Origin of the sequence: Aeribacillus sp. FSL k6-2211 (assembly GCF_037966125.1) — a bacterium.
Taxonomy (GTDB): Bacteria; Bacillota; Bacilli; order Bacillales; family Aeribacillaceae; genus Aeribacillus; species Aeribacillus composti.
Genome location: NZ_CP150190.1, coordinates 3,922,940 through 3,936,040 on the forward strand (window position 1 = coordinate 3,922,940; position 13,101 = coordinate 3,936,040).

A 13,101-nucleotide genomic window follows, 5' to 3' on the forward strand; every position below is an offset into this window, starting at 1 on the left:
TGCAAAATTGGTGATTCTTATGAATTTTGCAATTGCTGAATTTCTTGGTCAGTTAATTTCTCCCTCCATATTTTGGCGCCAATCCCGGCAAGTTTTTCTTCCAAATGGCTGTATCCGCGATCAATATGGTCGATGCCGGTTACCTCTGTTATTCCATCGGCCATTAAACCCGCTGCTACAAGCGATGCCCCTGCCCGAAGATCGCTCGCTTTTACTTTTGCACCTTGAAGAGTTGACGGACCTGTTATGATCGCAGACCGACCCTCCACTTTGATTTGAGCACCCATCCTTCTTAATTCATCAATATGCTTGAATCTTGAAGAGTAAATGGTATCCGTCACCATGCTCGTTCCGTTCGCCTGTGTCAAAAGCGTTGTCATAGGCTGCTGCAAATCGGTTGGAAATCCCGGGTAAACGAGAGTTTTTATATCGACAGGCTTTAATTCTTTATTTCGACGGGCGATATAAACTTGATCATCGCTCGTTTCTACATGGACCCCCATTTCCCGAAGCTTCGCAATAAGGGATTCGAGATGAAGAGGTATGACATTGTCAACGATGAGCTCTTCTGCAATGCCGGCACCGATAATCATATACGTCCCTGCTTCAATTCGATCCGGAATAATCGAATGGCGGCAGCCATGCAGCTTTTCAACCCCATCGATCCGGATGACGTCCGTTCCGGCCCCTTTTATTTTTGCACCCATGCTGGATAATAAAGTTGCAACATCAATAATTTCAGGTTCTTTTGCAGCATTTTCAATAATTGTCCGCCCTTTTGCCAAGACCGCTGCAAGCATGATATTAATAGTGGCACCCACGCTGACTACATCGAGAAAAATTCGAGCTCCTCTAAGCTCATCCGCCCGCAAATAAATGGCACCATGCTCATTTGTTACAGAAGCACCTAAAGCTTCAAACCCTTTTATGTGCTGGTCGATTGGTCTCGGGCCTAAATGACAGCCGCCGGGAAGCCCGATCACCGCTTTTTTAAACCGGCCAAGCATCGCTCCCATTAAATAATAAGAGGCTCTCAGCTTTTTCACTTTTCCGTTTGGAAGCGGCATTGAAAGCATGCTTGTCGGATCGACTGTAATATCGTTTTGATGAAACGAAACTTTGCCCCCTATTTCCTCCAATAAATCGCCCAAAATATGTACATCAGATATATCCGGAAGCCCTTCAATCGTAACGGATGAGCTTGCTAAAATTGTTGCTGGAATCAATGCTACTGCGCTATTTTTGGCGCCGCTTACCTTCACCGTACCTTTCAACTTCTGCCCGCCTGCAACTTTTAACTTTTCCATAGCAGTCTCCCTTCTTGTGACCTAACAGTTTGCTAAAGAAAACGGGATCCAGATTTTCTTTAACAAACTGTCATGATGAAAAGCCCTCTTTACACATTGATTACCATTTGTTGAAAAATACATACGAAAAGGCGGCAATTTTATTGTACACAAATAGATAGGGCATGACAAAACGTTCATCAGAAAAACGAGCAGATTCTACTCCTTCAGGCGTTACAGCAAGTCAAAAGACCGGATTCGACGGCAAAAAATTTTTCAAACGGGGGAAATCCCCCGTTTTATCATTTATCGATTGTTCCAGTCTGCTAAAAATTTCTCAATACCTTGATCAGTCAGCGGATGTTTGAACAGCTGCATCAACACTTTATAAGGAATCGTGGCAATATGAGCTCCGCGCAATGCTGCCTCAGTTACATGCTGCGGATGACGGATGGAAGCAGCAATAATTTTCGTATCAATGCCATGAATATCAAATATTTGGGAGATTTCTGAAATGAGATTCAATCCATTATGACCGATGTCATCTAACCGACCTAAAAAAGGAGAAACATATGTAGCACCTGCTCTTGCAGCTAGGAGCGCTTGATTGGCGTTAAAAATAAGCGTCACGTTTGTATAAATTCCCAATTCTGAGAATTTTTTGACCGCTTTTAGGCCATCAGGCGTCATAGGAACTTTTATCGTAATATTTGGTGCAATTTTAGCTAATTCTTGACCTTCCTTAATCATTTCTTCCGCTTTAGTTGAGATGACTTCCGCGCTGACAGATCCGGAAACAATGGATGTAATTTCTTTCAATCTTTCTTCAAACGTTACGCCTTTTTCTTTTGCAACTAAGCTAGGATTGGTTGTTACTCCTGACAAAACGCCTAGTGATTGAGCTTCCTTAATTTCTTCGATATTTGCTGTATCAATAAAAAATAACATGCCTGGTACCTCCCTTATGTGATCGCTTTCTCAAAAACAAGAAACGAAACCGCCATACTTCATAAAAGAAAGGCGGCCGTAAATTGCAAAAAGAAATATGAAACCTTATCTATTTATTCTGCTTTTCCGGATGAACCGAATTCGCGCATTTTGCCTTTAACTGTTTCTTTAATGGCTTCCCGGGCAGGACCTAAATATTTGCGCGGATCATACATATCCGGATTTTCTGCCAAAACTTCGCGTACGCGTTTAGCAGATGCTATTTGGTTTTCTGTATTAACGTTAATTTTCGCAGTTCCTAAAGAAATTGCTCTTTGAATATCCTTTGTCGGAATTCCTGTTCCCCCGTGCAGTACCAATGGAACGCCAGTCCGGTTGCTGATTTCCTCCATTTCTTTAAAGCCTAGGTTCGGCTCTCCTTTATACGGACCGTGAACAGATCCCAATGCAGGAGCTAGGCAATCAATACCTGTCCGTTTTACAAGCTCTTCACATTCATTTGGATCAGCGTAAATAATTCCTTCTCCTACTACGTCATCTTCCTGTCCGCCGACAACACCTAATTCCGCTTCAACAGAAACACCATGTAGATGAGCAAGCTCCACTACTTTGGAAGTTAAAGCGACATTCTCTTCAAAAGGATGATGAGAGGCATCGATCATAACAGAAGTAAAGCCGGCATGAATAGCTTTTGCACATGATTCAAAGCTTGAGCCGTGATCTAAATGGATGGCAACTGGAACGGTAATTTTATAATCTTCCATCAAACCTTTTACCATGTTCACAACCGTTTTAAAACCGCCCATATAGCGACCAGCGCCTTCAGAAACGCCTAAAATAACCGGTGATTTTTCTTCTTCTGCTGCTTGCAGAATTGCTTGTGTGAACTCGAGATTGTTTAAATTAAACTGTCCTACAGCATAGCCGTTTTCTTTTGCACGATTTAACATTTCAGTCATTGAAACTAAGGGCATCGAAAAATCCTCCTTAAATTAAGTAGCCTATGTTGCGATTAGCGAAAAGCTCAAATCTAGCATGACCTGAGCAAGAAAAATGTATGTATGATGCCAATCATCTTTTCTTACTAAATAGAATACCAACTTATGAGGATTTCGGCAACTTTATCCCGATAAATTTATGGATTATACACTTTATTTCGCTCGGGAAGGCAAATATTTTCTCACTGTATCCCGCAGCTCGTCAATGTCAAACGGCTTGGCGAAGTGTGTTAATGCCCCTAAATCTTTCGCTTCCTGAATCATATCCAATTCTCCATACGCGGTCATGATAATGACTCGTATATCAGGGTTAACCTTTTTTAGCCTTTTTAAAATTTCTATCCCGTCCATCCCTGGAATTTTCATGTCTAATAAAACGAGATCAGGGGAATGGTTTTCGGCTATTTCTAATGCCTGAAAACCGTTAGCAGCTTGAAAAGTTTGATAACCCTCTTTATTGAACACTTCATTCAGCAAAATCCGAATTCCGTATTGATCGTCGACAATTAAAATTTTCCCATCCATTTTTACACCTCTTAACTTAAACAAATGCAATACTTTTTAAAATTTTATTTAGTTATGTATTCTCGATTAAATTACAATTTCCTGCCAACCGGTTCACAAATTATTCATATTTTGATTCTTCGCCGCTTTTTCTTATTATATAAGCAGAGAACTTTGTATAAAGGTGGCTGATGATTGAATGTTAAAAATTTTTACGACACAATTAACAGGGTTTTTCCAAAGAATTCAAGAGAAAGAAAACAGCCAAATAGAAGATGCCGCACGTCTTCTGGCGCAAGCTGCAATCGGAGAAGGCGCCATTTATGTAAAAGGATGGGGAATTCTTGAAGGAATTTATGCCCAAGTTGAAAAAGGAGAATCCTTTCCGGCATGCAAGCCTTTGCCTGATGTGGATAACGTAACCGCAGCAGACCGCGTTCTCCTTTTCACTCCGTTTTCGACTGATCTTGATGCAATTGATACTGCGCAGCAATTGGCCGAAAAAGGGATTCCAACCGTTGGGGTTTCCGCAGCTGTTAACGGCGAAAAAAGCTTACAGCAATTTGTCGATATACATGTAGATTCCAAATTAACAAAACCCATTATTCCCACTGAACATAATGAACGAATCGGCTTCCCTGTGCTCATGACTTCATTATATGTTTACTACTGCTTATTTTTGACTGTGAAAGAAATATTGGAGGAACATGAAGAATAAACTTTACATGCAAGAATGCGAAGAAATTGGCAAATCGCCAATTTCTTTTTTTATGAATTAGCATAGAAACCTATTGATTTCAAATTTAGTCCTCTCTTATACAGACTTTAGACCTTTATCAATACATTTTGTAGTGCAGAGAAGCTGATGACCTGTTTCATGATTTACAATGCGTTTTTATGAAAAATCGCGTATAAGTCTTTTTTGCGATACTCTAATAAAATTTTATGAAAAATGCGACGCCGTTTATAGGGATGGTTTTTAAATTTAGAACAGCGTCGATTTCCCGGCCGATTCTTTCTTCAAAATGAAAAACAAAGCCGCTGCTTTCGGAAATCAGTGAAAGATTTGTCGTAATAAAAAAATTTGTATTACGAGCAAAAAAAGGCTGTCTAACCAATCGTTCAGACAACCTTTTCTTTCACTTCTTATTGATTTTTCTTGTTTAGAGAAGCGTGAATGAACTCCCGGAAAAGAGGCTGCGGTCTAGTTGGCCGTGATGTAAACTCCGGATGGAATTGGGACGCAACAAACCAAGGGTGGTCTTGTAATTCAATGATTTCTACTAACCGTCCATCTGGACTTGTTCCGGAGAATACAAATCCGGCCTCTTCCATTTGCTGACGGAACTCATTGTTAAATTCGTACCGATGGCGATGACGTTCATAAATTACTTCATCGTTGTAGGCTTCATAAGCCTTTGTTCCTTCTTTCAATTTGCAAGGATATAAACCAAGACGGAGCGTTCCTCCTAAATCCTCTACTTCTTTTTGCTCCGGAAGCAAGTCAATAATCGGATATGGAGTGTTTGGATCAATTTCAGATGAATTCGCACCTTTTAATCCTAGAACGTTGCGGGCAAACTCGATCGAAGCTACCTGCATGCCAAGACAGATGCCAAGGAAAGGAATTTTTTGTTCGCGGGCGTATTGAGTCGCGATTATTTTCCCTTCCACTCCCCTGTCTCCAAATCCGCCAGGAACTAATATACCTTCAGCTCCCTGAAGCAAGTCTGCTACATTCTCCTTCGTAACATGCTCCGCATTGATCCAATCAATTTCCACATCGGCATCATAATAATATCCGGCATGCTTCAAAGCTTCCACAACGGAAATATAGGCGTCCTGAAGCTCGACATATTTGCCGACTAAGGCGATTTTAACTGTTTTTGATAAATTGCGGACTTTATTGACAAGCTCGATCCATTCCGTCATATCAGCTTGTCCGCATTGAAGATCCAAATAATCGCAAACAATTTGATCAAGGTTTTGTTCTTGCAATGCTAAAGGGACGCTGTAAAGAATATCGGCATCACGGCATTCAATGACAGCTTTCGGTTCAATGTCGCAGAACAAAGCAATTTTATCTTTCATCTCTTGGGAAATCGGCATTTCTGTGCGCACTACAATCACATTTGGCTGTATTCCCAATGAGCGCAATTCTTTCACACTATGCTGTGTCGGCTTTGTTTTCATTTCTCCTGCTGCTTTAATATATGGCACAAGAGTACAATGAATGTACATGACGTTTTTGCGGCCTGCTTCATTTTTCATTTGGCGGATTGCTTCCAAAAACGGCAATGATTCAATATCTCCGACGGTACCGCCGATTTCGGTAATAACGACATCAGCATTTGTTTCTCTGCCAGCGCGAAAAACGCGGTCTTTAATTTCATTCGTAATATGGGGGATGACTTGAACGGTTCCGCCTAAATAATCGCCTCTCCGTTCTTTTTTAATGACGGCCGAATAAATTTTTCCTGTTGTGACATTGCTGTACTTATTTAAATTAATATCAATAAAGCGCTCGTAATGGCCTAAATCGAGGTCAGTCTCAGCGCCGTCATCCGTCACGAACACTTCGCCGTGCTGATACGGACTCATTGTTCCCGGATCAACATTGATATATGGATCGAATTTTTGAATCGTCACATTCAACCCGCGGTTTTTTAGAAGTCTGCCAAGAGATGCGGCAGTAATTCCTTTCCCTAAAGATGAAACAACGCCACCGGTTACAAAAATATACTTGGTCATGCAAAAATTCCCTCCAGTTGCAATCTATCCTTTTGTTAATTTGCACAAAATAAATCGTCAGAAGGCATCAACAAAAAAATATGAAAGCTCCCTTCCTTTTCGGAAAGGGAGCTTTCATATTGTAATTTGTTTTCCGTACTTTTAAAGCCCAATTAAAATATTAGCGAGGAAAACTATGAAAGTCAACCCTTAAATTTAGTACATTATTGTTCGTCCAATTCTTCCTCATCGAGATCGAAATCAGCATCCAACTTGTCATCTTCTACATCGTAATCATCGTCAATTAGTTCATCATCAAAGCTTTCATCATCTTCTTCGTCCTCAAAATCATCGTCTTCTTCATCAAGATCAAGCTCTTCTTCATCCACATAATCGTCAAGATCGTCATAGTCAAGATCGTCTTCAACCAAGTCTTCATAATCGTCAAGATCTTCTTCATCGTATGCAATCTTCGCTTTTTTCTTCTTCGTTTTAACCGTCGGCTGGGTTTCTTCTTCAATTTGATCGAGCGGATACCAGCTCTTAATGCCCCAGCTATTTTCCCCAATGCAAATAAATTTTCCATCTATATTTAAATCCGTATAAAACTGTGCAATGCGTTCGGTCGCTTCTTCCTCCGAAAGCCCTAATAAACTGCTAACTTCTTTCATTAATTCTTCAAACGGTATAGCTTGCTTTTTTTCGGAAAGAATAAGGTAAGCGATATCCACCATCGACATTTCTTTCAGCTGCTCCTGCGAGTATTGCGTTAAGCTCAAGGTCAGGCACTCCCTTTCTCGTCTTTCATCTATCTTTATTAAATGAAAGGGCAACGAAAATAGAATAAAGCATGATATAATTCCGAATGATGAATGCCGCCCTTTCAGTGATGTACCATATGATACGTTTGCATACCATTCATTATAAACAAATTTTACAACTTTATGCTACCGTATTGTGTCTTGATTTTAAATTTTTTCGTCAAATTCCATTGTCTATCTTTCTATTTTTTAAAATCTTAAGGCGCCCTTGTGGCGCCTTTTAAAATTGCTTTCTATCTAATCATATCTTTATGAAATGAGCTCTTGCTCCTTCGATTCGCCAAAAACAGCTTTTTCCAGCAGCTCCGCTACATCGTACGTTTTCACTTTATTTTCAACCTCTTTTGCTTTCGTTCCATCTGTCAGCATTGTTAGACAATATGGACATCCGGAGCTGATCACGCTTGGATTGACAGCCAGTGCTTGTTCGGTGCGCGCAACATTGATGCGCACTCCCGTGTCTTCCTCCATCCACATAAGACCGCCGCCGGCTCCACAGCACATGCCCGTTTCCCGATTCCGTTCCATTTCAACAACTTTTACACCTGGAATGGATGCCAAAATTTCACGGGGCGGATCATAAATTTCGTTGTATCTTCCAAGATAACAAGAATCGTGGAAAGTAATCGTTTCATTCACTTCATATTTCGGAACGAGCTTCTTTTCTTTCAACAGTTTTGCTAAAAGTTCTGTATGATGGTACACTTCGGCTTCAAAACCGAAATCCGGATATTCATTTTTAAATATGTTGTAAGCATGCGGGTCGATTGTAACAATTTTCTTCACATTATATTTTTCAAATTCGGCTATGTTGCTTGCAGCAAGCTCTTGAAATAAAAACTCATTGCCGAGGCGTCTCGGTGTGTCACCTGAATTTTTCTCTTTATTTCCTAATATAGCAAATTTCACACCTGCTTCGTTCAAAAGTTTAGCAAACGATAAAGCGATTTTTTGGCTGCGATTATCAAATGATCCCATGGAACCGACCCAGAATAAATATTCAAACTCCTCGCCTTGCTTTTTCAATTCCTTCACCGTTGGCACGTAGACATCTTCTCGTGATTTGCGCCAATTTTCCTTATCTTTGCGGTTTAGGCCCCACGGATTTCCTTGCCGCTCAATGTTTTGCATCGCCCGCTGCGCATCCGGATTCATTTTTCCTTCTGTTAATACAAGGTAGCGGCGCAGGTCAATGATTTTATCGACATGTTCGTTCATTACTGGACATTGGTCTTCACAATTCCGGCACGTCGTACATGCCCATATTTCTTCCTCTGAAATGACCTCCCCGATGAGGCTTGGATTGTAGTCAAGAGCCGCCGCCGCTTCATCTGTTCCCTTTTGCAGCGACTGAAGAGCCAGCTGATTTCCCATCGTATTTTGAAATGCAAAGGCAGGCACCCAAGGGGACTTGGAAGTGATGGCAGCCCCTTTATTTGTTAAATGATCCCGAAGCTTTATGATTAAATCCATCGGCGAAAGCATTTTTCCAGTACCAGTCGCCGGACACATATTTGTACACCGTCCGCATTCAACACAGGCGTACAAATCGAGAAGCTGCGTTTGCCGGAAATCTTCAATTTTTCCGACTCCATATGATGTTTGAGTTTCGTCTTCAAAATCAATTTTCTCCAACTTCCCTGGATTTGACAAACGACTTAAAAAAACATTGGCAGGTCCTGCAATTAAATGGGCATGTTTAGACTGAGGGACATACACTAAAAATGTGAGCAAAATGAGCAGGTGCACCCACCAAAAAACGTAAAAAATAACAGCGGCACCTGTTTCACCGACAAAGCCCAGCAGGAAAGCAGCCGATGAGGCAACAGGTTCACTAAAGCTTCGTTCATATCCTCTCCAAATCATGTACATACCGTTTCCAAGCAGTACAGACAGCATTAATCCGCTGATAAAAATAAGGACAAGTCCGGATTTAAACCCTCGTTTTAAACGGACAAGCTTTTCAATGTATCGCCGGTAAAAAGCAGCAACTACCGCTACTAAAATAAGGAGGGTAACAATTTCTTGGAAAAAGGTGAAAATCGGGTGCAACGGTCCGAAAGGCAAATGGCTCCCCGGAATCAGCCCTTTTAAAATGAAATCAATCGCACCGAATTGGACAAGAATAAAGCCGTAGAAAAAAATAACATGAACCCAGCCCATTTTCTTGTCTTTTAATAGTTTTTTCTGTCCGAACACATTGACCCAAATCCGTTCGAAACGTTCTTTTACCTTCCCGTCGAATTCTTCTTTTTTTCCAAGTTTGATATAAGCAATTCTAGTTTGAATTAAATAAATAAACAAATACACCGCGTAAACGGTTACAAGCAAAAACGCAAAAAAATTAATCCATAATAGTGTATTCATTATTCTCCCCCATTCATAAAATCCCCCTGTTGTATTTGACTGAAATTTCGGACGTTTCTTAATTATATTATATAATGAATGAACGTTCAGTCAATTCACCAAATCGTTGAAAATCGGAACCATTTTTCCTTTGTTTCGTATATAATGACAGTTATTTATTTCTAAAATATTGAACAAATTCCAAAATTTATTTGTTCATTTTGCTAGAGGAGTGCCGGAAAAATGGATACGACTGACATTGTCGGGCTCATTAAACAACACCATCATCAAATAAAAAAAACTGTCAAAAGGACTGTGAAAAACGAATCTCTTGTTGATGATATCGTCCAAGAAGTTTGTATTAAAATATATATATATTTTCAAACGAATGATATGCCTACCAATATCAGCGCTTGGATTACGACTGTCTCAAAAAATACAGCCACCGACCATCTTCGAAAAATTCAACGAAACAATCATTTGCTAAACCATCTGCAGCAAGAAGCAATTTTTCACAACTGCTCAGAATGGAATCCCGAATCCGAGGCCTTATTAAAACAAATGATTGAATATGTGCAAAATGCATTAAACGAAATGGATCCTAATACAAAAAAGATTATTCTATTGCGGCAGCAGGGATTATCCTATACAGAAATTGCCCAGCAGATGAATTTGCCTAAAAATACGGTGAAAACAAAAATTTTCCGCGGCCGAAAACAGTTAATGACATTTCTGCAAAAGAACGGGGTTTTTCAAAATGATTTATGAGGATGTTAGTTTTCAATATAACTAAGCGACCAATAATCTCTGCAACGACTGCCGGGCGTTTGCTGAACAACTCAAACAGCGTTCACATCGCTGTGGAAAACTCTCTTGACCTAGCAATAGAGCCTGCAATTTACTTTTGGATCGCGCTTTTTGTTTTTCGCTTTTTTCATTGTCTGCTTTTCCATAGTCTCAGCTGGTTCAGCCTCATTTCAAAAAGCAGTATGATGGATCCTGTTTAATACAGCAAAAAATGAATAAGCTCTTCCCTATCATAAACAAAATACAAAAGGGGTTATAACTCAACAAACAGCACAGCTGTCGGAAAATAAATAGCATGTCTCCTTCAAATATATGCAAACAAAAAAGCAAAAAGCCCTTTTTCACACAATAACTTGTTGAAAAAAGGCTTTTTCTGCTCTCTTCGTTTTAACATCCTAGAAAATGAGGTGCGATTAGGTTGAAATCGGAAAGCATTCCTATTTCCCTTTTACTCGAATCATTTCCCACATCTAAATTCGTTACATTTTTTCAGGAGCGGAAACGCCAATTAAGGTAAGGGCATTTTTCAGCGTGATTTGCGTTGCTTTCATAAGAGCAAGCCGCGCCTTAGATTTCATTTCATTGCTTGCATCAAGCACCTTTTCTGCATTGTAGAAGCTGTGTAGCACAGATGCCAGCTCAAAAATGTAATTCGTAATCCGATGCGGAATTCTTTTCTCTGCGGCTTCAGCGACAACGCCAGGGAATTCACCAAGCTTTTTTAACAGCTCTATTTCTTTCTCAGATTGAATTTCATTCAAAAGATCGCTTTCGTTTGCATTGTAAGACAGGCCTTGCTCGTTTCCTTGGCGGAGAATGCTGCATACACGCGCATGAGCGTATTGTGCGTAATAGACAGGATTTTCATTTGATTCCGATACAGCCAAACCCAAGTCAAAATCCATATGCGAGTCGCCGCTTCTCATAGCAAAAAAGTAACGAACGGCATCCAAGCCGACTTCTTCGATCAATTCTCTCATCGTGACAGCCTTGCCAGTACGTTTTGACATTTTCACTTTTTCGCCGTTTTTAAAGAGGCTGACCATTTGCATAATTTCCACTTCAAGAATATTTTGATCATACCCCAGCGCCTGAATGGCTGCTTTCATTCTCGGTATATAGCCATGATGATCCGCGCCCCAAATGTTTATCAGCTTATCAAAGCCGCGATCCAATTTATCTTTATGATAAGCAATATCTGGTGTTAAATACGTATAAGACCCATCCTTCTTAATCAACACTCTATCTTTATCATCGCCAAATGCAGTAGAGCGGAACCATGTTGCCCCGTCTTGTTCATAAATGTGGCCGTTTTTCCGAAGCATGTCGAGCGCCTCATCAATTTTGCCACTTTTGTATAGGGATGTCTCAGAATACCAAACATCGAAGGAAACGCGAAATTCTTCGAGGTCTTTTCTAATTTTCTCAAGCTCATATTTCAGACCGAGGTCACGGAAAAATTGCAGCCGTTCTTCTTCGCTTTTTTCAAGCAGACTGTCGCCATATTCATCAGCAATTTTTTTTCCGATTTCCATAATATCTTGTCCATAGTACCCGTCTTCAGGCATTTCCGCTTCTTTTCCAAGCGCTTCTAAATATCTTGCCTCTACGGACAGAGCTAAATTGTGAATCTGATTTCCAGCGTCATTAATATAATATTCCCGGGTTACATCATACCCCGCTTTTTCTAAAATGTTGCAAAGAGAGTCGCCGAATGCTGCTCCGCGCGCATGCCCTAAGTGAAGATCTCCCGTCGGGTTTGCAGAAACGAACTCCACTTGGATTTTTTTACCTTCCCCAACATTTGATTCGCCGTATTTGTCACCCGCTTGAATAATGGCTGGAATCAACTTAGTTAAATATTCATTATTCATGAAAAAATTAATAAAGCCCGGACCAGCAATATCAATTTTTTCAATGGATGCTTTCGCTCGATCAAAATGTTGAACAATTTCCTCTGCAATCGCCCGAGGCGCTTTTTTAGCTATGCGAGCAAGCTGCATGGCCATGTTTGTTGAGTAATCACCGTGTGCTTTTTCTTTCGGCACCTCTAAAATAACTTCCGGAATTTGCTCCTCTTCTGCGATGTTTGCTTTCAATACAGCATTTTTTATTTCTTGTTTCAGCTGTTCCTTTACTTCATCTACAATGTTCATTCAATGCTCCTCCTTCTTAAATTGAATGCTTAAACTGTGTAAACGAGGGGTATCTCCATTTATTTCGAGCAAATATTCTATGCTAAGTGTACCATGTTTTTCTTCATCTGTATGCCAGATAAGCGATTTTGTCTCCGCTGCGAGCTTCAGCGTCCCGTACGGTGTTTCATAATTGGCATACGTTTTTTGTCCCTGCTTGAAGCGCTGTCTTAAGCGAATGCCTCCGGAACGTATGAGAGTCGTTTCCTTTTCGCTGATTTTGATTAACGTCTTAACGGTTTCATCATCTTGAATCTCATCATAAACCAAATAAAAAGTGTGCTGCTTTTTGAAAAATTCCCCGGTTGTATAAAATTCAATCCGCTCTTCTTCTGTTTGATTTTGAAAAATCTTGTTTTGAACATAAATTTGAACAGGTACGCGCATGTCTTTATATCATCCTTTTTAGGGATTTATTCTATATTTTAGTGGAAATCATTTGCTGTTAAAAGCTTTATATTGGCCT

11 protein-coding genes are annotated in these 13,101 nt (G+C 40.2%); 2 read left to right on the forward strand and 9 right to left on the reverse strand.

Annotation, left to right across the window (positions count from 1 at the left end; all coding sequences use genetic code 11):
• Window positions 1-17 precede the first annotated feature (17 nt).
• The 4 genes from NSU19_RS18825 to NSU19_RS18840 all read right to left on the reverse strand — a co-directional run bounded on the left by NSU19_RS18825 (window position 18) and on the right by NSU19_RS18840 (window position 3,757).
• A complete protein-coding gene (locus tag NSU19_RS18825) occupies window positions 18-1,307 on the reverse strand; it encodes a UDP-N-acetylglucosamine 1-carboxyvinyltransferase (RefSeq protein ID WP_063389038.1) in 1,290 nt (429 codons plus the stop codon).
• 285 nt (window positions 1,308-1,592) lie between these two features.
• Complete coding sequence (gene fsa / locus NSU19_RS18830; RefSeq protein ID WP_339198020.1) at window positions 1,593-2,234, reverse strand: fructose-6-phosphate aldolase; 642 nt, start codon at window positions 2,232-2,234, stop codon at window positions 1,593-1,595.
• Between the two features lie 113 nt (window positions 2,235-2,347).
• Window positions 2,348-3,208 (reverse strand): class II fructose-bisphosphate aldolase, encoded by an 861-nt coding sequence (locus tag NSU19_RS18835; protein WP_063389040.1) that lies wholly within the window; start codon window positions 3,206-3,208, stop codon window positions 2,348-2,350.
• A 177-nt stretch (window positions 3,209-3,385) separates the two neighbouring features.
• Window positions 3,386-3,757, reverse strand: a complete 372-nt coding sequence (locus tag NSU19_RS18840) for a response regulator (RefSeq protein WP_063389041.1) — start codon at window positions 3,755-3,757, stop codon at window positions 3,386-3,388.
• A 178-nt stretch (window positions 3,758-3,935) separates the two neighbouring features.
• Between NSU19_RS18840 and NSU19_RS18845 the strand changes: the two genes are divergently transcribed.
• Window positions 3,936-4,454 (forward strand): DUF2529 domain-containing protein, encoded by a 519-nt coding sequence (locus NSU19_RS18845; protein WP_063389042.1) that lies wholly within the window; start codon window positions 3,936-3,938, stop codon window positions 4,452-4,454.
• A 428-nt stretch (window positions 4,455-4,882) separates the two neighbouring features.
• Here the strand turns inward: NSU19_RS18845 and NSU19_RS18850 are convergent, their stop codons facing one another.
• The 3 genes from NSU19_RS18850 to NSU19_RS18860 all read right to left on the reverse strand — a co-directional run bounded on the left by NSU19_RS18850 (window position 4,883) and on the right by NSU19_RS18860 (window position 9,654).
• Window positions 4,883-6,487: a CTP synthase gene (locus NSU19_RS18850; RefSeq protein ID WP_063389043.1), complete on the reverse strand. Its 1,605-nt coding sequence runs from the start codon at window positions 6,485-6,487 to the stop codon at window positions 4,883-4,885.
• Between the two features lie 203 nt (window positions 6,488-6,690).
• On the reverse strand, window positions 6,691-7,245 hold the full coding sequence (rpoE, locus tag NSU19_RS18855; RefSeq protein ID WP_339198023.1) for a DNA-directed RNA polymerase subunit delta: 555 nt from the start codon (window positions 7,243-7,245) through the stop codon (window positions 6,691-6,693).
• A 291-nt stretch (window positions 7,246-7,536) separates the two neighbouring features.
• Window positions 7,537-9,654: a heterodisulfide reductase-related iron-sulfur binding cluster gene (locus NSU19_RS18860; protein WP_339198026.1), complete on the reverse strand. Its 2,118-nt coding sequence runs from the start codon at window positions 9,652-9,654 to the stop codon at window positions 7,537-7,539.
• A 222-nt stretch (window positions 9,655-9,876) separates the two neighbouring features.
• Here NSU19_RS18860 and NSU19_RS18865 point away from each other — a divergent pair, with 222 nt between their 5' ends.
• Window positions 9,877-10,401: an RNA polymerase sigma factor gene (locus NSU19_RS18865; protein ID WP_063389046.1), complete on the forward strand. Its 525-nt coding sequence runs from the start codon at window positions 9,877-9,879 to the stop codon at window positions 10,399-10,401.
• A 518-nt stretch (window positions 10,402-10,919) separates the two neighbouring features.
• Here the strand turns inward: NSU19_RS18865 and argS are convergent.
• Together argS and NSU19_RS18875 are read right to left on the reverse strand one after the other, a co-directional pair.
• On the reverse strand, window positions 10,920-12,596 hold the full coding sequence (gene argS, locus NSU19_RS18870) for an arginine--tRNA ligase (protein ID WP_339198029.1): 1,677 nt from the start codon (window positions 12,594-12,596) through the stop codon (window positions 10,920-10,922).
• Window positions 12,597-13,022 (reverse strand): DUF1934 domain-containing protein, encoded by a 426-nt coding sequence (locus NSU19_RS18875; RefSeq protein ID WP_063389048.1) that lies wholly within the window; start codon window positions 13,020-13,022, stop codon window positions 12,597-12,599.
• Window positions 13,023-13,101: the final 79 nt, after the last annotated feature.

Coding starts and splice junctions, on each gene's coding strand:
- NSU19_RS18850 (WP_063389043.1), bottom strand. CDS start 6,487: ATGACCAAGTATATTTTTGTAACCGGTGGCGTTGTTTCATCTTTAGGG.
- NSU19_RS18840 (WP_063389041.1), bottom strand. CDS start 3,757: ATGGATGGGAAAATTTTAATTGTCGACGATCAATACGGAATTCGGATT.
- NSU19_RS18865 (WP_063389046.1), top strand. CDS start 9,877: ATGGATACGACTGACATTGTCGGGCTCATTAAACAACACCATCATCAA.
- NSU19_RS18845 (WP_063389042.1), top strand. CDS start 3,936: ATGTTAAAAATTTTTACGACACAATTAACAGGGTTTTTCCAAAGAATT.
- NSU19_RS18825 (WP_063389038.1), bottom strand. CDS start 1,307: ATGGAAAAGTTAAAAGTTGCAGGCGGGCAGAAGTTGAAAGGTACGGTG.
- NSU19_RS18860 (WP_339198026.1), bottom strand. CDS start 9,654: ATGAATACACTATTATGGATTAATTTTTTTGCGTTTTTGCTTGTAACC.
- argS (WP_339198029.1), bottom strand. CDS start 12,596: ATGAACATTGTAGATGAAGTAAAGGAACAGCTGAAACAAGAAATAAAA.
- NSU19_RS18835 (WP_063389040.1), bottom strand. CDS start 3,208: ATGCCCTTAGTTTCAATGACTGAAATGTTAAATCGTGCAAAAGAAAAC.
- NSU19_RS18875 (WP_063389048.1), bottom strand. CDS start 13,022: ATGCGCGTACCTGTTCAAATTTATGTTCAAAACAAGATTTTTCAAAAT.
- fsa (WP_339198020.1), bottom strand. CDS start 2,234: ATGTTATTTTTTATTGATACAGCAAATATCGAAGAAATTAAGGAAGCT.